16 protein-coding genes are annotated in these 19,462 nt (G+C 50.8%); 4 read left to right on the top strand and 12 right to left on the bottom strand.

Translation table 11 applies throughout. The features are described from left to right. Positions 1–124: 124 nt before the first annotated feature. A complete protein-coding gene (locus CGC65_RS03920; RefSeq protein WP_002568229.1) occupies positions 125–1,333 on the bottom strand; it encodes a DUF401 family protein in 1,209 nt (402 codons plus the stop codon). Positions 1,334–1,521: 188 nt separating this feature from the next. Between CGC65_RS03920 and CGC65_RS03915 the strand changes: the two genes are divergently transcribed. Further along, positions 1,522–1,875: a helix-turn-helix domain-containing protein gene (locus tag CGC65_RS03915; protein ID WP_002568230.1), complete on the top strand. Its 354-nt coding sequence runs from the start codon at positions 1,522–1,524 to the stop codon at positions 1,873–1,875. A gap of 303 nt (positions 1,876–2,178) precedes the next feature. On the opposite strand, the gene rpoC is transcribed toward CGC65_RS03915, so the two are convergent. After that, positions 2,179–5,892, bottom strand: a complete 3,714-nt coding sequence (gene rpoC / locus CGC65_RS03910) for a DNA-directed RNA polymerase subunit beta' (RefSeq protein ID WP_002568231.1) — start codon at positions 5,890–5,892, stop codon at positions 2,179–2,181. Positions 5,893–5,902: 10 nt separating this feature from the next. After that, positions 5,903–9,787 (bottom strand): DNA-directed RNA polymerase subunit beta, encoded by a 3,885-nt coding sequence (gene rpoB / locus CGC65_RS03905; RefSeq protein ID WP_038282248.1) that lies wholly within the window; start codon positions 9,785–9,787, stop codon positions 5,903–5,905. A 325-nt stretch (positions 9,788–10,112) separates the two neighbouring features. Here rpoB and CGC65_RS03900 point away from each other — a divergent pair, with 325 nt between their 5' ends. Further along, a complete protein-coding gene (locus CGC65_RS03900) occupies positions 10,113–10,574 on the top strand; it encodes a hypothetical protein (RefSeq protein WP_002568233.1) in 462 nt (153 codons plus the stop codon). A 78-nt stretch (positions 10,575–10,652) separates the two neighbouring features. On the opposite strand, the gene CGC65_RS03895 is transcribed toward CGC65_RS03900, so the two are convergent. Further along, entirely contained in the window at positions 10,653–11,078 is a 426-nt protein-coding gene (locus CGC65_RS03895; RefSeq protein WP_002568234.1) for a YwiB family protein, read from the bottom strand. Positions 11,079–11,095: 17 nt separating this feature from the next. After that, positions 11,096–12,157, bottom strand: a complete 1,062-nt coding sequence (locus CGC65_RS03890) for a D-alanine--D-alanine ligase family protein (protein ID WP_002568235.1) — start codon at positions 12,155–12,157, stop codon at positions 11,096–11,098. Positions 12,158–12,277: 120 nt separating this feature from the next. Between CGC65_RS03890 and spoIIR the strand changes: the two genes are divergently transcribed. Continuing rightward, the gene (gene spoIIR / locus CGC65_RS03885) at positions 12,278–12,931 is read left to right on the top strand and encodes a stage II sporulation protein R (protein WP_002568236.1); all 654 of its coding nucleotides are present in this window, start codon (positions 12,278–12,280) and stop codon (positions 12,929–12,931) included. Positions 12,932–12,935: 4 nt separating this feature from the next. On the opposite strand, the gene CGC65_RS03880 is transcribed toward spoIIR, so the two are convergent. The 4 genes from CGC65_RS03880 to CGC65_RS03865 all read right to left on the bottom strand — a co-directional run bounded on the left by CGC65_RS03880 (position 12,936) and on the right by CGC65_RS03865 (position 15,667). After that, positions 12,936–13,139 (bottom strand): hypothetical protein, encoded by a 204-nt coding sequence (locus CGC65_RS03880; RefSeq protein ID WP_002568237.1) that lies wholly within the window; start codon positions 13,137–13,139, stop codon positions 12,936–12,938. Continuing rightward, positions 13,139–13,846, bottom strand: a complete 708-nt coding sequence (locus tag CGC65_RS03875; protein WP_002568238.1) for a GntR family transcriptional regulator — start codon at positions 13,844–13,846, stop codon at positions 13,139–13,141. Before CGC65_RS03875 ends, CGC65_RS03880 begins: the two co-directional genes overlap by 1 nt. A gap of 22 nt (positions 13,847–13,868) precedes the next feature. Next, positions 13,869–14,777 (bottom strand): 4-(cytidine 5'-diphospho)-2-C-methyl-D-erythritol kinase, encoded by a 909-nt coding sequence (gene ispE / locus CGC65_RS03870; RefSeq protein WP_002568239.1) that lies wholly within the window; start codon positions 14,775–14,777, stop codon positions 13,869–13,871. A gap of 158 nt (positions 14,778–14,935) precedes the next feature. Next, positions 14,936–15,667, bottom strand: coding sequence for a YesL family protein (locus tag CGC65_RS03865; RefSeq protein ID WP_002568240.1), 732 nt, complete (start codon positions 15,665–15,667; stop codon positions 14,936–14,938). A gap of 184 nt (positions 15,668–15,851) precedes the next feature. Between CGC65_RS03865 and CGC65_RS03860 the strand changes: the two genes are divergently transcribed. Beyond that, positions 15,852–16,523 carry a hypothetical protein gene (locus tag CGC65_RS03860; RefSeq protein WP_002568241.1) on the top strand — a complete coding sequence of 224 codons (672 nt, stop codon included), beginning with the start codon at positions 15,852–15,854 and terminating at the stop codon, positions 16,521–16,523. Here the strand turns inward: CGC65_RS03860 and CGC65_RS03855 are convergent. The 3 genes from CGC65_RS03855 to CGC65_RS03845 are packed head-to-tail and all read right to left on the bottom strand — an operon-like array spanning position 16,462 to position 19,326. Continuing rightward, complete coding sequence (locus tag CGC65_RS03855) at positions 16,462–17,211, bottom strand: GNAT family N-acetyltransferase (protein ID WP_002568242.1); 750 nt, start codon at positions 17,209–17,211, stop codon at positions 16,462–16,464. The two genes, CGC65_RS03860 and CGC65_RS03855, sit on opposite strands and share 62 nt — an antisense overlap. 52 nt (positions 17,212–17,263) lie before the next feature. Continuing rightward, complete coding sequence (locus CGC65_RS03850; RefSeq protein WP_002568243.1) at positions 17,264–17,782, bottom strand: peptidylprolyl isomerase; 519 nt, start codon at positions 17,780–17,782, stop codon at positions 17,264–17,266. A 17-nt stretch (positions 17,783–17,799) separates the two neighbouring features. After that, positions 17,800–19,326 carry a GntR family transcriptional regulator gene (locus tag CGC65_RS03845; RefSeq protein WP_002568244.1) on the bottom strand — a complete coding sequence of 509 codons (1,527 nt, stop codon included), beginning with the start codon at positions 19,324–19,326 and terminating at the stop codon, positions 17,800–17,802. Positions 19,327–19,462: the final 136 nt, after the last annotated feature.

Here is a 19,462-nt window from a genome sequence, read left to right as displayed (position 1 = left end):
CTGTATATCAGCTTTTTGCGCACGAAAACATTACGTGTTTCAGCACGCCATATCATTATATACACGCAAAAAAATTCTGTCAAGGAATTTCTTTATTTTTTCGCAATTTCCGGCACCAACGGGCTTAAAACACGCCCAAAAGAGCTGTATATGCCAGCGTAACTGCAAAAAACACCAGAATCATGGGAATGTTTCTCCTTACCAGGGCGCCGATATCCACTTTAAAGCATTCTGCGGCAATGAACAGGCATACATGGGTAGGGGATACCTGCATGGCTGCATAGGCAGAACTCATGAGCAGTACCAGCAGGGGAACGCCTGCGTCCGGCATGGCCGCCATGGCCATGGGCATGCACAGCGGTATGATGGCGTTGGAACCGCTGATAATGGTGCCGAAGAAAAATATCAGGGCAAATACCATGGGAAGGGGAATGGGCAGACCTCCGAAAAATACAGGCAGTTCATGGATGACCCCCGTATAGGTAATAATGTCCTTAAACATCATAATTAATATAGTATTAAAAATGATGATTGGCTCAAACGCAGTCCTGAACATAGGCTTTATCTCCCATGGCTTCAGATGGTCCACAAAAATATTGAGGACGGCTGCCATCGGTGTCGCCACATAAACCGGTATGTCAAAGGCAATAATCAGCACTACAATCAATATGATGGACCACAGACTCTTAAACAGCATAACCGCCGCCTTTTTCCCGCCTTCCTCCGTCTTCTGTCCCGTGGACCTGGGTACCTTTCTGAGATAGAACATGTGCCCGATAAAGAACAGAGCAGCCACCAGCGGCAGCATGGCAAGTACGAATTCCCCTGCTCCCACGCCAGACACAGCCAGCGCTATCAATATGGAGGAATAGGTGGGCAGAAAGCTCTCCGGTATATGGCGGTAAAAACTGGTGACACAGGTCATGTCCTCATTGCTCAGATAATCCTGGCATGATGACCTGACAATCTCCGCGCATATGGTCATGGCACCCGCCGAGGGAAGCAGGCCGATGACCGCAGGTGCCGCGGACGCATTTACCCTGCGGTTGTTAAACAGCCAGTTTAAGGACTGTTCTGCCTGCTTTAAGCGGTTCCTGCGTTCCAGCATACGCTGGAGGAAGGTGATAAAGTAAAAGCTCAGGACCACTGTAACCGTGTCCTTGCTGACCATGGACCTTCCCATGATGGAAAGGGTGTCAGGTACACGGATACCGTACAGAACCAGGGCCGCCGCCAGTCCGCCTGAAATGGCCCAGAACAAAGGACGCTTCATCCACAGGATGGCAATGATTACAACGAACACGAAACAGAGCTTCATTATTAATATATTCATTTCTTATTCTCCCATACACATTATTACAGCTGCCATGATATAATCCTACCATGGCAGCTGCCTTGACTGCTACTTATTTTTCAGATTCATTTTTCTTCTGGCCGCCCCCTATGTAGCTTTCATTAGTTTGTCAATAAAAGATTGTCGCTTTCACGCACAAATGTTAATATCTTTCTGGAGGTATGAACATGGGATTCAACGAGTATTTAAAGCTGTTACTATTAGAAAAAAATATGAAGCTGGCAGATTTGTGCCGCATGGCAGGCATACAGACCTCTCTCATGTCCGAATATATAAACGGCAGGAAAAGTCCTACCACCGGCAATGCCATCCTGATTGCCGATGTCCTTAACATTTCCCTGGATAATCTGGCAGGCAGAAAGTGGAATACCTGCTGCGATCATAAAAAGCCTGGTACGTATACCGGTGAATATACGGGTGAATACACAGATGAATTAAGGGAGACATTGCATAAATTGACAGAAAAGGAATGTATCTTTGTCATGGATGTTATCAAGGCGCTGAAGCAGCATCTGCAATGAAAAAAAGGCCGGGGCGCGAAGCTCTGGCCTTATCAGTATATATATTTATATCATTTTTCTCTGGTATCATTTTTCTCTGGTACCATTTTTCTCCGGTACCGTTCCTCTATGATTACATACCTGAACCGGCTCGGACTAACTTGATCTTTTCACGTGCCTTTTATCTTACCGTCCCATGTACGTATCATATACGTATCATGTACGCCCCATGTCCATCCGCAAAAAAACTCCGGGAAGAAACATACACTGTTCCTTCCCGGAGCATGATTACTATATGGTCTCTATCGTTTCTATGGTCTCTGTCTATTCTTCCTCTACTGCATCGTCCTCTTCATCCACATCAGCCATATCGTCCATTCCCAGAACTTCCTCTGCAACATTGTCCTCGGTGAGTCCGCTGCTGCTCTCATCCTCGGAAGAAAGCACCAGTTCATCGTCATCAGACAGCAGGATTTCATCTGAAATCAAATCGTCTGTGTCCAGCTTCACCTTGCGGTAACGCTTCATGCCGGTACCTGCCGGAATCGGCTTACCGATGATAACATTCTCCTTCAGGCCAATCAGGTGGTCAACCTTGCCGTTGATGGCTGCCTCGGTCAAGACCTTGGTGGTCTCCTGGAAGGATGCGGCTGACAAGAAGGAATCTGTTGCCAGGGATGCCTTGGTGATACCCAGCATGACCTGTCTGCCTTCTGCCGGCTTCTTGCCGTCGGCAATCAGAGCCTCGTTCATCTCGTTGTAATCCAGAACATCCATGGATACGCCCGGCAGCACATCGCTGTCGCCGCTCTCCTCGATCTTGATTTTCTTAAGCATCTGGTGAACAATCATCTCAATATGCTTATCGTTGATTTCCACACCCTGGAGGCGGTATACACGCTGTACTTCCTGGAGCATGTAATCCTGCACCGCACGGACACCCTTGATTTTCAGGATATCGTGGGGGTTGATGCTGCCTTCTGTCAGCTCATCGCCGGCTTCCAGCACCTGGCCGTCCAGTACCTTGATTCTGGAACCGTAAGGAATCAGATAGGTCTTGGCATTGCCGGTCTCATTGTCGGTTACCGTAATCTCGCGCTTCTTCTTGGTATCCTTAATCTGCACCACGCCGCCAAACTCGGTAATGATGGCAAGACCCTTTGGCTTACGGGCCTCAAAAAGCTCCTCCACACGGGGAAGACCCTGTGTGATGTCGCCGCCGGCCACGCCGCCCGTATGGAACGTACGCATGGTAAGCTGTGTACCAGGCTCACCGATGGACTGTGCCGCGATGATACCGACAGCCTCGCCCACCTGTACAGGCTGGCCTGTTGCCATGTTGGCGCCGTAACACTTGGCACACACACCAATATGGGACTTACAGCTGAGGACGGTACGAATCTTCACAGACTTGCGTCCTGTCTTATTCAGCACCTTCATAACAGCTGCGGCGCGCTTCGGTGTACACATATGGTTAGCCTTAACCACAACCTCTCCTGTATCCGGGTCAGTGATGGTCTCAGCGATATAGCGTCCTGTGATTCTCTCTTCCAGGTCCTCGATGACTTCATTTCCATCCATAAAGGCCTTGATTTCCATAAATGGGATATCCCTGCCCTCGCAGCAGTCCACTTCACGGATAATCAAATCCTGTGATACGTCTACCAGACGTCTGGTCAGGTAACCTGAGTCAGCCGTACGCAGAGCCGTATCGGACAGACCTTTACGCGCTCCATGAGCTGAGATAAAGTACTCCAATACGTCCAGTCCCTCACGGAAGTTGGATTTGATAGGAAGCTCAATGGTATGACCGGTGGTATCCGCCATCAGTCCTCGCATACCTGCCAGCTGCTTGATCTGCTTATCAGAACCACGGGCTCCGGAGTCAGCCATCATGTAGATGTTGTTGTACTTATCCAGGCCGGTCAGCAGGTCATGTGTCAGCTGATCATCGGTGGTCTTCCATGTCTCGATAACCTCTTTGTAGCGCTCTTCCTCAGTGATGAGTCCGCGGCGGTAGTTTTTCGCAATGCGGTCCACAGTTGCCTGTGCTTCCTCAATCAGCTTGGGTTTGCTCTCAGGCACGGTCATATCGGAAATAGAAACGGTCATGGCCGCCCTGGTGGAATATTTATAACCAATGGCCTTGATATCATCCAGGGTAACGGCTGTCTGGGTTGCGCCGTGTACGTTAATGACCTTCTCAAGAATCTGCTTTAACTGCTTTTTGGCAACGTGGAAATCCACTTCCAGCTTCAGCTCGTTCTCCGGAATACTTCTGTCCACAAATCCCAGATCCTGAGGAATGATTTCATTGAAAATGAAACGTCCGATAGTGGAGTCAATGGTCCCTGTCTTCACCGTGCCGTCGGACATGGTCTTGCTGACCCTTACCTTAACCCGTGAATGAAGGGTTGCCTCCTGGTTCTCATATGCCAGGATCGCCTCGTTGACGCTCTTAAATACCATGCCCTCGCCCTTTGCTCCCGGACGCTCCTGGGTCAGGTAATAGATACCAAGCACCATATCCTGGGAAGGAACAGCCACAGGACCGCCGTCAGAAGGCTTTAACAGGTTGTTAGGGCTTAAAAGCAGGAAACGGCACTCTGCCTGGGCCTCTACGGACAGCGGCAGATGGACAGCCATCTGGTCGCCGTCGAAGTCAGCGTTGAAGGCCGTACACACCAGAGGATGCAGCTTGATGGCCTTGCCCTCTACCAGGATAGGCTCAAAGGCCTGGATACCCAGTCTGTGCAGGGTAGGGGCACGGTTCAGCATAACAGGATGCTCTTTGATAACATCCTCCAGCACATCCCATACCTCCGGCTGCAGTCTCTCTACCATCTTCTTGGCATTCTTTATATTGTGGGCGGTTCCGTTGGAAACCAGCTCCTTCATAACAAAGGGCTTAAACAGCTCAATGGCCATTTCCTTAGGAAGACCGCACTGATATATCTTAAGTTCAGGTCCAACCACGATAACGGAACGTCCGGAATAGTCCACACGCTTTCCAAGCAGGTTCTGACGGAAACGTCCCTGCTTACCCTTTAACATATCGGAAAGGGACTTAAGGGCTCTATTGCCCGGGCCGGTCACAGGCCTGCCGCGGCGTCCGTTGTCAATCAGGGCATCCACTGCCTCCTGAAGCATACGCTTTTCGTTGCGGACAATGATGTCAGGAGCGCCCAGCTCCAGCAGTCTTGCCAGACGGTTGTTCCTGTTGATGATTCTTCTGTATAAGTCATTTAAATCAGAGGTGGCGAAACGTCCGCCGTCCAGCTGTACCATGGGACGGATATCCGGGGGGATAACAGGAATCACATCCATAATCATCCACTCAGGACGGTTGCCTGAGGTAAGGAATGCCTCCACTACCTCCAGCCTCTTGATAATTCTGGCGCGCTTCTGTCCGGTGGAATCCGCCAGCGCCCTTCTGAGGTCTGCGGAATCCTTTTCCAGATTAATGGCCCTCAGCAGCTCCTGGATGGCCTCAGCGCCCATTCCCACGCGGAAACCGCCGGTGCCGCCGTACTTCTCCACTTCCTCCCTGTACTCCTTCTCAGACAGGACCTGCTTATACTGCAGGCTGGTGGAACCCGGATCCAGAACAATATAGGATGCAAAGTACAGCACCTTCTCCAGCGTCCTGGGGGAGATGTCCAGAATCAGACCCATACGGCTGGGAATTCCCTTAAAATACCATATATGGGATACGGGAGCAGCCAGCTTGATGTGGCCCATACGCTCTCTACGGACACTTGCCTTTGTCACTTCTACGCCGCAGCGGTCGCAGATAACACCTTTATAACGAATCTTTTTATATTTACCGCAATGACACTCCCAGTCCTTACTAGGCCCGAAGATTCTCTCACAGAACAGACCGTCCTTCTCGGGCTTAAGTGTCCTGTAGTTGATGGTCTCCGGCTTCTTCACCTCGCCATGGGACCACTCCAGAATCTTATCAGGGGAGGCCAGACCAATCTTAATGGCATCAAATGTCATTGGATGATAAGTTTCATTAGTTTCTGGCATGAGCATTTACTCCCTTCTATTCTTCGTCTTCACCGTCAGCAGCTTCATCCAGGAACAAATCATCCTCGTCATCAGCCTCTTCGGTGTAATCATCGGCGCTTACTTCTTCTTCCTCCTCCACAGCTACCAGCTCGCTATCCTTGAATTCCTGTTCCTGATAGCCAAACTGTGCATAGGATTCCTTCTCCTCGAAGCGGCGCTCGCCCTCTAACATGGCGCGCAGCTCTGTATCGCCGTAATCAATATTCTCATTCATCTCGACCTCGGTGCCGTCATCCCTCAGTACCTGTACATCCAGGCCCAGGGACTGCATCTCCTTAAGGAGCACCTTAAAGGACTCCGGTACGCCCGGCTCAGGGATATTCTCTCCCTTGATGATGGCTTCGTAGGTCTTCACACGGCCCACAACGTCGTCCGACTTAACGGTCATGATTTCCTGCAGGGTATAGGAAGCGCCATATGCCTCCAGTGCCCAAACCTCCATCTCTCCGAAACGCTGTCCGCCGAACTGGGCCTTACCGCCCAGAGGCTGCTGTGTAACCAGGGAGTAAGGGCCGGTTGAACGCGCATGGATCTTATCGTCAACCAGATGGTGCAGCTTCAGGTAGTGCATGTGTCCGATGGTAACAGCGCCGTCAAAGTACTCGCCGGTACGTCCGTCTCTCAGGCGGACCTTACCGTCACGGCTGATGGGCACACCCTTCCAAAGCTCCCTGTGCTCCAAATGGGCGCCCAGGTAGTCGATAACAGAAGGCTTCAGCAGGTCTTCGTATTTAGCTTTAAATTCATCCCAGGACAGGTTCACATAATCGTTGGCCACTTCCAGGGTATCCATAATGTCGTTCTCGTTTGCGCCGTCGAAAATCGGGGTGGATACGTTGAAGCCCAGGGCCTTGGCTGCAAGGCTTAAGTGGATCTCCAGCACCTGTCCGATGTTCATACGGGAAGGCACGCCCAGAGGGTTAAGCACGATGTCAAGAGGGCGTCCGTTGGGCAGGAAAGGCATATCCTCAACAGGAAGCACGCGGGAAACAACACCCTTGTTACCGTGACGTCCGGCCATCTTATCGCCCACAGAAATCTTACGCTTCTGGGCAATGTAGATGCGGACTGTCTGGTTTACGCCCGGTGACAGCTCGTCTCCGTTCTCCCTGGTAAATACCTTGGCATCCACGATGATGCCGTATGCGCCGTGAGGCACCTTAAGGGAGGTGTCGCGGACTTCCCTGGCCTTCTCGCCGAAGATGGCGCGCAGCAGGCGCTCCTCCGCGGTCAGCTCGGTCTCGCCCTTAGGAGTTACCTTTCCTACCAGGATATCTCCCGCGCGGACCTCCGCACCGATACGGATGATGCCGCGCTCATCCAGGTCTTTCAGGGCATCCTCGCCCACGCCCGGCACATCGCGGGTAATCTCTTCCGGTCCCAGCTTGGTATCGCGGGCTTCTGCCTCATACTCCTCAATGTGGACAGAGGTATATACATCTTCCTGAACCAGGCGCTCGGATAACAGGACCGCATCCTCGTAGTTGTAGCCTTCCCATGTCATGAATCCGATAAGGGGGTTCTTTCCAAGGGCAATCTCACCGTTGGAGGTGGATGGGCCGTCTGCGATTACCTCGCCGGCTTCCACATGGTCATTCTTATATACGATTGGCTTCTGGTTGTAACAGTTGCTCTGGTTGCTTCTCTTAAATTTGGTCAGATGGTACACATCGCGGTTGCCGTCGCTGTCCCTGCGGATAATGATTTCATTGGAAGCAGAGCGCTCTACCACGCCCGCGTTCTTAGCCACCACACATACGCCGGAGTCAACAGCTGCCTTGGCCTCAATACCCGTACCCACGGCAGGGGCTTCTGTGGTCAGAAGGGGCACTGCCTGACGCTGCATGTTGGAACCCATCAGGGCGCGGTTGGCATCATCGTTCTCCAGGAATGGAATCATGGCCGTCGCAACGGAGAATACCATCTTAGGAGAAACGTCCATCAGGTCAATGGTCTTTTTCTGGAACTCGGATGTCTCTGTACGGAAACGTCCGGATACGTTATTGTGTATGAAGTGGCCCTCCTCATCCAGGGCCTCATTTGCCTGTGCCACAACGAAGTTATCTTCCTCGTCAGCGGTCAGGTACACCACCTCATCCGTTACCCTTGGGCTGGACGGATCCGTGGTCTTATCCACCACGCGGTAGGGAGCCTCGATGAATCCGTACTGGTTTACCCTTGCATAGGTTGCCAGGGAGTTGATCAGACCGATGTTGGGACCTTCAGGCGTCTCGATAGGGCACATACGTCCGTAGTGGGTGTAGTGTACATCTCGCACCTCGAATCCGGCACGGTCCCTGGACAGACCGCCAGGGCCCAGGGCGGAGAGACGGCGCTTATGGGTCAGCTCTGCCAGCGGGTTATTCTGGTCCATGAACTGGGACAGCTGGGAACTTCCGAAGAACTCCTTCACAGCCGCAGTCACGGGCTTGATATTAATTAAGGACTGGGGAGTAATGCCATCCATATCCTGGGTGGTCATACGCTCCCTTACCACACGCTCCATACGTGACAGACCGATGCGGTACTGGTTCTGAAGGAGTTCGCCTACGGCACGGATACGGCGGTTGCCCAGATGGTCGATGTCATCTGCGTTGCCCACCTGCTCCTCCAGATGCATATTATAGTTAATGGAAGCAAGAATATCTTCCTTTGTAATGTGTTTTGGAATCAGGTCGTGGATATTCCTGCGCACAGCCTCCTTAAGAGACTCCTCATCGGTGCCAGCTTCTTCCAGGATAGAAGCCAGGGCCGGGTAATATACTAACTCCGTAACGCCCACTTCCTCCGGGTCAAAGGGCACATAAGCGGAAAGCTCCACCATCATGTTGGAGAGAACCTTCTGCTTCCTGTCAGGACCGTCCACCCATACATAGGGAACTGCCGCGTTCTGAATCCTCATGGCAGATTCCTTGTCAAGCTTGGTGCCTGCCTCTGCCAGAATCTCGCCTGTGGCGGTATCCACCACATCCTCTGCCAGTACCTGTCCGTTCAGACGGTACTTAAAGGACAGTTTCTTATTAAATTTATATCTGCCGACTTTTGCAAGGTCATATCTTCTGGGGTCAAAGAACATGCTGTTAAGGAGACTTTCTGCACTGTCAACAGATAACGGCTCGCCGGGACGAATCTTCTTATATAATTCCAGAAGGCCATCCTGGTAATTATCGGAGGTGTCCTTTCCGAAGCTGGCTAAGAGCTTTGGCTCCTCGCCGAAGAGTTCCAGGATTTCCGCATTGGTTCCGAAGCCCAGGGCACGAATCAATACAGTCACAGGCACCTTGCGGGTCCTGTCTACACGTACATAAAATACGTCATTGGAGTCTGTCTCGTACTCCAGCCATGCACCACGGTTGGGGATAACAGTACAGGTATACAGTTCCTTACCCACTTTATCATGGCCAATACCGTAGTAGATACCAGGGGAACGTACCAGCTGGCTGACAATAACACGCTCAGCACCGTTAATCACAAAGGAACCGGTATCTGTCATCAGGGGCAGATCGCCCATGAAAATCTCGTGTTCATTCATTTCATCTTTATCTTTATTGTACAGTCTTACCTTTACCTTAAGTGGTGCAGCGTAAGTTGCGTCCCGTTCTTTACACTCTTCGATGGTATACTTTATATCATCCTTACACAATGTAAAGTCAACGAATTCCAGACTCAAATGGCCTGCAAAGTCCGCTATGGGAGAGATATCATCAAATGCCTCCTTCAGTCCTTCTTTTAAGAACCACTGGTAGGAGTCTTTTTGAATCTCAATCAAGTTAGGCATTTCAAGAACTTCTTTCTGTCTTGAATAGCTCATTCTTACGCTTTTCCCGGCCGGTACCGGACGTATTCTGCTTTTCTCCATTGACGTTTCACCCCTGTTTTCTAATTTGGTTCGCAATATTTCCATCTCAATCTGCCGCCGAACCGGACGCCAGATGCAGCAAAATATCACTGTCGTTCTCTGTAATTGGGCGTCATACCACGTAAAACCGTACGTGAGGGCGCAAAAAGCCCACGCCGCCACAATAGTGCACACTCCATAATAACACAGACCTGTCAAGGTGTCAAGGATTTTTGCTTGCAATTTATCCTCTAAAATGATATACTATTATAGAATGTCCCCTGGGGTTGTGGATTATTTAACGGGGGGAATGGTACTATAATTACATAGGTTGGAGGTAAACCCCATGGCTCAGATTATTTTAAATGTACTGATTGTCATTCTAATCATTGCTCTGGTTGCCCTGGTTGTTCTCTACTTTCTGGGAAACAAGCTCCAGAAGCGCCAGGTGGAACAGCAGCAGCTGTTAGATGCAGCTGCACAGACCGCATCCATCCTTGTCATTGACAAGAAGAAGATGAAGATTACCCAGGCCGGGCTTCCCAAGGCAGTGACTGACCAGACGCCAAAGTACATGCGCTGGGCAAAGGTCCCTGTGGTTAAAGCCAAGATTGGTCCCAAGGTCATGACCCTTATTGCAGACGGGCGCGTATTTGACTCTCTGCCGGTGAAGACCGAGGCCAAGGTTGTCATCAGCGGTATCTACATCACTGAGATCAAAAGTGTGAGAGGCGGCGCGATTCCGACTCCGCCAAAGAAGAAGGGATTCTTCGCAAGATTTAAAAGGAATAAGAAAGATAAGAAATAAAAAGAAGCGGCAGCTGCGCCGCTTCTTTTTTATATTTTTCTTTTACTGCTCTCTGTGTACTGCGTACCCTGTACCCTGTCACTGCGGACAGGACTGGACATCCAGGCGGATGCTGCAATCGGACAGATGCTCATAATTGATATCCAGGGAATAATCCACATTCACCAGCAGGCTGTCCGGTTCTTCATTTATTTTAATCCGGTTGGCCTGTATGCCTACCACCATATCGCCCAGGGGAGTGGTGTAGCATGAAAGATTCTTCTTGTTCTTCTCAAACTGCATGTGGGTGTTGGCGATTCCCTTTTTAATTATGTCCATTCCGGAAGGGGATATCTTGATTACGTTCTTGACCTTACCTGTAAAGCCTTCCATCATCTCTTCGTAGAGGATGTAATGCTTTCCATTCTTCTGATAATAATCTCCCCTTACTATCATCTCCACATCGGAGTCCTCTTCGTCTATCATCTGGATGCCACTGATTGTAATCAGCACGTCTTTTGTCATATTCCTTCCTCTTTCCCTTAAGTGTATCGTTCCATCCCATGGGCCATCAGCATATCCACCAGCTGGTCCTTTGTGATCCCTCTGGCTTCCCACAGCATGGGATACATACTGATGGCGGTAAAACCTGGCATGGTATTAATCTCATTGAATACCACTTCTCCGTCATCCTTTACAAAGAAATCCACTCTGGCCAGCCCATAGCCGTCCACTGCACGGAATATGTCCATGGCGGCCTGCCGGACTCTCTCTGCCGCCCCTGCCGGCAGCTCCGGATCCGTCACTGTCCTGGATTCTTCGTTATAATACTTGGCTTCAAAGTCATAAAACTCTGCAGCGGCCAGTATCTCTCCTACCCCGGATGCCACCACCTCCTTAAGTCCGCCTCCGAATACAGCGCACTCAATCTCTCTGCCTATGATGGTTTCCTCTACCAATATCTTGCGGTCATGACGGGCTGCCTCTGACAGTCCTGCTTCCAGGGCCTGGCGGTCATCCGCCTTTGTCACGCCCCTGGAGGAGCCTGCATTGGACGGCTTAATAAATACGGGATAGGAAAAATGCTTCTCCACCCGTTCCACCACCGATTCCATATGCACAAGCTGTTCCCTGTACACTGCCTCGTATGCTGCCTGGCGGACTCCCAGGTCATCCACGATAATCTTGGTGTACAGTTTATCCATGGACACTGCGGAAGAAAGAACCCCGCATCCCACATAGGGAATCTTAGCCAGTTCCAAAAGCCCCTGGATGGTACCGTCCTCCCCGTACAAACCGTGAAGCACAGGGAATACCACATCCACCCTGACCTCGCGGACCGAATCTCCGTCCATAAGGAGGATGCACTTCTTCGTGGCGTCCGGCAGCAGAAGGGCTGATACAGTTTTGTCCCTCCATGTACCGTTTTTTACATCTTCCAGTGAATCTGCCTTAATCCAGTGTCCATCTTCTGTAATTCCTACAAGTAATACATCGTATCGCGTCCTGTCTATATGCTCAATGACATTGACAGCCGACATGCAGGACACAATATGTTCTGATGACTGGCCGCCAAATATGACTGCAGCCTGAAGTTTACCCATGCTAGTCTCCTTAAACTCACTTATTTTAGTGATTGTTCTACGTTTATAGTATAACATATGTGGCAATAATTACAAACAGAAATTAAAACAGCATTAACGGCCAAGGAGGTCTTGAATCATATGAAATATAAAATAAGCCTGTGCATATCCGCACTTTGTTTTTTTACTGCGTTCCTCATTCTCATGGCATCCCGTACCACCGGCGAGGAGGCCCTGGCATCCCGCATTGCCCCTGAAATCCTCCGTTTTCACGTTCTGGCGGAAAGCGACAGCACCAGGGACCAGAATCTGAAGCTAGGGGTAAAAGGGCTGGTCCTGGACTACATCCACGGCCAGGTTCCTGAGGATACGGACAAGGAGCAGCTTAAACAGTGGATAGAGAGTAACAAGACCAGCATCGAGACCATGGCACAGGACTGGCTGGCGGACCAGGGAGCCTCCTATCCAGTAAAGTTGGAATTAACAAGAGATTACTTTCCCACCAAGGCTTACGGGGACATGGTATTTCCCTGCGGCACCTATGACGCGGTCCGCATCACCATTGGCAGCGGAAAAGGCCACAACTGGTGGTGCGTGCTCTATCCCTCCCTATGCTACACCGACGCCATCCACGCAGTGGTGCCTGATTCCTCCAAGAAAACCCTGTCATCCCTGCTGGGGGAAGATGATTACGATGCCCTGTTATCCCCCCTTGACAGGACAAAACAGCCGCAGCAAAAGCCGGAGGTCCGCGTACGGTTCCGGCTCATGGATTTATTTCATAAAAAAAGCTGAGATTCTATCTTTTCTGGCTGTCCAGCATATCCTGAAGCGCCTCGTCGCTCACATCGATCCACACGTCCTCTTCCTCCGCATTCAGCCCCAGATACTGGGCCAGAGTGCGGGGGTCGTCGCTGTTATTCCAGCGGCTTACATACCGGTCTATCTCCTCAAAGGGAATTTCCCCTGACAGATACCGCTCCTTGAAGGTTTCGTCCCCCATCATTTCCTCCCCCGTGCCGGTACGGCCGGCTCCTGTTCCTGCTCCTTTATGTTGCGCGAAACCGTAATTTCCTGGTTGTCGATATGTTCCCTGGCAGCCTTCTTTGCCTCGGCTATGTTGCGGTTCTTAAGGGCATTCAGTATGTGCTCATGCTCCACCAGAAGCACCTGCCTTTTGTCCTCGTCCTTTATATATTCCAGGCGGTAGCGGTACATCTGCTCACGCAGGTTGCCCAGCATCTGCACCAGCTTATCATTGCGGGTTCCCTGATAGATGACATCGTGATACTGCTCATCTGACTGGGCAATGCTCATGGCTTCCCCCCTGTCAATGGCGCTTTTAAAGTTACCCTGCATCCGTTCCAGTTCAGCCATGTCATCCTCCGACATCCTCTGGCAGGCCAGCTCAATGGCCAGCTCCTCCAGGGAGCGGCGCACCTCCAGCACATCCCGCAGGCTCTTCTCAGATATCTTGGCCACCTCGGCGCCCTTCCTGGGTATCATAAGCACCAGGCCCTCCAGCTCCAGCTTACGGATAGCTTCCCTGATCGGAGTCCTGCTGACGCCTAATTTTTCGGCCAACTGAATTTCCATCAGCCTTTCCCCCGGAGCCAGCTCCCCCTTCAGTATGGCCTGCCGCAGGGTGTTGAACACCACGTCCCGAAGCGGAAGATACTCGTTCATATTAACCTTGAAATTATTTTCCATTTAAAATGCCCCCTTTCCAGCATTATGCCATGTCCTGTCCATTCCTTTTCACATTAAAGAAATTGGTCAGATACACTTGTTTTGCCAGCTCCGATGCCTTGCCGAACCGCAGATCCTCATAGGCTGCCTGGGCCGCCCTTGGATTGGCAAAAAGGCCGAATACCGTCGGACCGCTTCCGCTCATCATTGCCCCCAAAGCCCCATAGTCACGCATGACCTGTTCAATCCTTGAAATGGCCGGATACCGTTCTCCGGTGACCAGCTCCAGCACATTCCCGAACCTGCCTGCCACCTCCCGCAGATTCTGGCTGCGGATAGCGTCTATCATGCCGTCTATGTCAGGATGGTCCGAAGGCGCAAGCTTCATGGCGTCCAGACTCTCATATACCACCTTGGTGGACACGCTGATTCCCGGCTTGGCTATGAGCACCTGGCACTGGGGCATGGGAGGCAGGGGCGACAGCCTCTCGCCGATTCCCTCGGACAGGGCAGTCCCCCGCATAAGGCAGTAGGGGATGTCCGCTCCCAGGGTCACGCCCCGTTCCATCAGTTCCCCGGTGGACAGGCCCAGGCCAAACATTTTATTGACTCCAAAGAGAACAGAGGCAGCGTCCGTACTTCCTCCGGCCATGCCGGCTGACACGGGAATGAACTTGCGCAGATGGATGGACAGGCCCTGGCGTATACCGAATTCCTCCATCAGCAGTCTGGCCGCTTTATGGGCAAGATTCTGCTCATTATCCGGCAGATAAAACAGGTTGGTTTCTATCTTGATGCCCGGCTCCTGGGTAACGTACAAATCAATCCGGTCATGAAGCCCCACGGTCTGCATGATCATCCGCACCTCGTGATAGCCGTCAGCCCGCCGTCCCAGTACATCCAGAGCCAGATTAATCTTTCCATATGCTTTTAAGCGTAAATGTTTTATCATCCGCGGACTCCCCTCTATGTACATTGTTTACATTTCTGTTTTTATAATACATTATATTGTATACAATACTTTCACTCTATTTGCAAGTGGAAATTGCAGAAAAATGCGGAAAACCGGCAGAAATTTTCCGGCCGGTTTTAATAATGGTAAGAATCAGATTATTTCCCCTTCAGATTCCGAATTGCTTCCTTCATCTCCTCATCCTCTTCTCCCAGCAAGGGGGTTGCATCTGTATGCTCCTGCTCTTCCTCCTTAGGCATGTACTTCCTGAAAATAGCAGTGAAGAAATACGAGTTTACAAAGGCAATGAGGGGCATCCCAAACAGGAATAATAACATGGCAAACTGCGGGAAATAAAACAGCCCGAAATATGTGGCTGCCGCGATTCCCAGATCAGTGGCCAGTATCCCGATAGTCTGGAACAAATGGCGCACGGACATAAAAAACGCATTGAACAGGGTCCGCTTAACCGGATTATAGAACCTGGCCTGCAGCGGAAACACATAGGTAATGATAAACAGATAAATCAAAAGCAATCCGCCGGACACCGCGGTCATAGCTGTCTTGACTGCTCCGTTTAAAGACATCTGACCTGACACAAAGAACCAGAAATCAAAGCCCAGCACGATTCCGGCCGCCAGCAGGATAAGCCATATGGCTGTTGCCTGCTTGAAGTTGCTCTTAAAAGACCGGAAAAAGGACCGTATGGTGGAATCATCCTCATCCCGCACCAGTTTTAAGGTCACATAATAGACGGCAGTGGTGGAGGCCCCTGCTGTAAACACAGGAATGGAACAGACAATCCATAAAATGTTCAGTATGATTAAGTCTCCCAGCTTTCCTATAAACCGCCACACCGGATTATCATAATTAAATATACCTTGCAACATAAGCATTCCTCTTCTTTCTGTAAATACACCTGGTGATATTCTATCATATTAAGGGGAAAATGCAAAGGGCTGCCCTGATTTCATGAAATTTTTATATTCTCCTTAAGGCCGGATGTGGTATACTTACATGAAACGGCCTGTCCGTGCAAATACAGCAGAGAGAAACGGAAGGAATGCATAAGCTATGTCCATCAGAGAAGAAGCAGAAAACGAACGGCAGAAACTGAAAAACATGTCCTGGAAAGACAGGGCCTGGTATGTGTGGGAGTATTATAAATTCCACCTCCTGGCTGTGATTCTTGTCATCGGCGTCTTAAGCACCATAGGCACCATGATATACCGCCAGACCTTTACCACCCGCCTGTCCGTGGCGATTATCAACGACCGCTCCGCAGGCGCCTCCTCCAGCGCCCTGCTGGAATCCGATCTGCGGGAATACCTGGGATGCGGCAAAAAGGACCTGATTGAAATAAACGAGGGACTGATGGTGGATTTTAATGAGGAATCCACCTCCCAGTACGGATATGCCACCCTGGCCAAAATTTCCGCCCTGGTTGCCAGCAAAAGCCTGGACGTGGTCATCGGGGACCAGTCCGCCATAGACCACTACGAGACCGTATCCGCATACCAGAACCTGGAGGAATTGCTTTCTCCTGAGCTTTATGCACGGGTGAAGGACCATATCTACCGGGCAAAGGACGGCGAGGGAAACCTTACGCCTGTTGCCCTGTCCCTGGAGGATACGGCTTTGGAAGAAAAGACAGGCATCATCATGGATCCTCCTTATCTGGCCGTCATACAAGGCTCTCCCCATAAAGAAGCTGCCATTCAGATGATTGAGTATCTGTTTCCATAAGACACGTCATTCCCAGGCCTTCCGCCACCTTGCGGGAGGCCTGGTTTTCTCTGCGGATCAGCGCGCAGAGCCGGACTCCCAGCACCTCATGGCTGTAATCCGCAATGGCCGTCACAGCTTCCGCGCAGTATCCCCGCTGCCGGTAAGGAAGGAAAACATGGTATCCCAATTCCAGCCAGGGAACAGACTGTCCCATGGAGTCCAGACATTCCTCCATCTCCCTTTTAAGCCTGGGGTTGGACACTCCCGCCAGCCCCACCAGAACCTGGTCGTCCCTGCGTACCAGGGCCCATGTACCATACTCATAAAAGCCGTACTGGTTTCTGCAGTACAGTTCCAGTGTGTCTCTTAAACGGAATATGGCTTCCTGAGGTCCGTATTCCTCCTCCGGAATGTGACAGGCATCATCCGCGGTCAGCTCCCGTATAAGCAGCCTGTCTGTTCTGCATATATTCCACGGAAGCCCCAGATGGCGGCGTATCACCAGATCCAGCAGCTCGTCCGTGGCATCCTCAAAGTCCGGTATCACATAGGGAATGCCCTTTAACTCCCAGATGTCTGTCCTCTCGCTCTCAACGCCAACAACGGCCCTCCCGGCAGCTTTCGCCGCCAGAAGGGCCTCAGGTTCGTCTGATATGACTGCTGTACAGGTCTTTCCGTCTAAACAGATACTACGCTCTGTTACCATATTACCGCCTCATTGTCATATTAGCCGGGGATGCCTTCAATGACAATTCCCATCAGCACTTCTCCGGTTCCGGATAATCCACCCCAAAGGTTTCCACTGTCATGGACTTAATCTTCTGCTCCTGCAGGGGACGGTCACTGTAATCAGTCTGGACATCCGCGATTTTATTCACCACATCCATGCCCTCTGTCACCTTTCCAAAGGCTGCATATGAGCCGTCCAGGTGCGGCGATGCCTTGTGCATGATGAAGAACTGGGAACCGCCTGAGTTGGGATGCATGGCTCTTGCCATGGAAAGTACGCCCTCTGTGTGCACCAGGTCATTCTTAACGCCGTTCTGTGCGAATTCTCCCTTGATGGAGTAGCCAGGACCGCCCATGCCTGTGCCCTCAGGACAGCCGCCCTGAATCATGAAGCCATTGATGACCCTGTGGAAAATCAGTCCGTCATAATATCCTTTTTTTACAAGGCTGATAAAATTGTTCACTGTATTAGGAGCTATTTCCGGGTATAACTCCGCTTTCATTACATCTCCATTTTCCATGGTTATGGTAACTATAGGATTTGCCATTTTGTCTTTCTCCTTTTTCAATTAGAATCTTTATCCACTATAGCAAATTCTGCGGGCTTTGTCCAGCACGGCTTCACTTTATCCATCTCCTGAGGAGTAACAAACAGCGCTGCCTCCGAAAGTCCCCAGACTACCATGGAATCGCGCACCAGCTCCAGCGCATGGCAGTAGCACAGGGACAAAAGACGTGCAAACTCTTCTGTATCTCCGGCCTGCAGGCGCCGGAATGCCTCATGGCTGATTTGATTCAGCTCATTGCCTGCCTGGATTCCATTCTGGTAAAAGGAGTAATAATACCCCCAGTGAAGTATGCTGCTGACCTGCCGCAGTATAATTTGGTATGGTTCCAGGGTAAGATCTTCAATGATATGGTGCATCAGGATACTGAGGGGCACCGCATAAGGTCCTGCAAGCTCCTCCTCTATACAGTCTATCTCCTCCCTCCCGATAAAAGGCGCCGCCAGCAGGGCCGCCGGAGCGGATGCCAGGGCCATGAACTGGAGGCCGCTCAGATACATAAGGATATCCTTTTTGTGAACCTTGTTTTTCATGGACTGAAAGGCAGCCTGGTCATTAAACAGGGTCACCTGTGTTCCCTTTACATTATACGTGCGGCAGAATCCCAGACGGTTCAGCATGGATATGGACCTGCGTATGGTGGCAACGGAGACACTATACTCCTGCGCCAGGGCCGCCTCCGAAGGAAGAAAGGAACCATCCTTATAGAATCCCAGTCCAATCCGGTCGATGAGATCACGGGCAATCTGAATATAAAGGTGGTCATGCCCCTGAGCGCAATTCCATGAATATCCATTTTTCTGCTCTATGTTTCCTGTTTCAAACCTGGATTCAATCCAGTCCAGATACCTCTTTATGTCATGCCCCAGGGACCGGTACATGCGTGCAAACTGTTCCTGTATCATCCGGGTATCACCGGCAGACACTGCCTCGGTCATCCACATGGGGTCATCATATTCCCCGCTGCAGGAGGAAAAGGGCGGCGTGTACTCCGGCTCCAGGAAAAAAGGAATTCTGGAGCCAATCTCAAGGCTGGTGAATATATCCCTGAACAGCAGATTATGGGACGCATCCAGCAGATTATAAAGAGCATTGGATGAGGCCTTCCATCTGGCACGTACTTCCTTCCTTCTGTCCCTTTTCAGCCGTTTGAAATATTCCACGGCAGTTTCCACACCGCATGCCTGGACAGATAATGCAAACATCCTGGGCATCAACAATTCCATTGTCTTATAAACCGCCAGAACCGATGTCTTTCTCTGAAGCACTGCCAGTATATCGGGTATATAGTCCTCTTCTCCTGTTTTGCCGTATACGATGACAGCAGGTCTGCGTTCCTCTGTCCGTATCATTCCCTGATCCCTTAATTCCGATAGCACATCCCTAACCGTACGGATTCCCACATGGTAGGTCTCGCACAGCCGGTTCATGGACGGCAGGGCTTCTCCATATTTATAATACCCTGTCTCAATCTGTTCCCTCAGATTTTCATACAGGTAGTCATGCAGCGTCTTTTTTCTTTTCATTGCCACCCCTCCCGGACACCCGGCATGTTCTGCCCGCCTGCTGTTCCTTATAACAGTATTATACCACGTATTAATTTCAATACTATATGTATATGTACACAAATATTGCATTGATTTATCAAATACTGTCACTTAA

The sequence above is a fragment of the Enterocloster bolteae genome, from assembly GCF_002234575.2.
Lineage (GTDB): Bacteria > Bacillota > Clostridia > Lachnospirales > Lachnospiraceae > Enterocloster > Enterocloster bolteae.
This window is presented reverse-complemented; position numbering and strand designations above follow the sequence as displayed.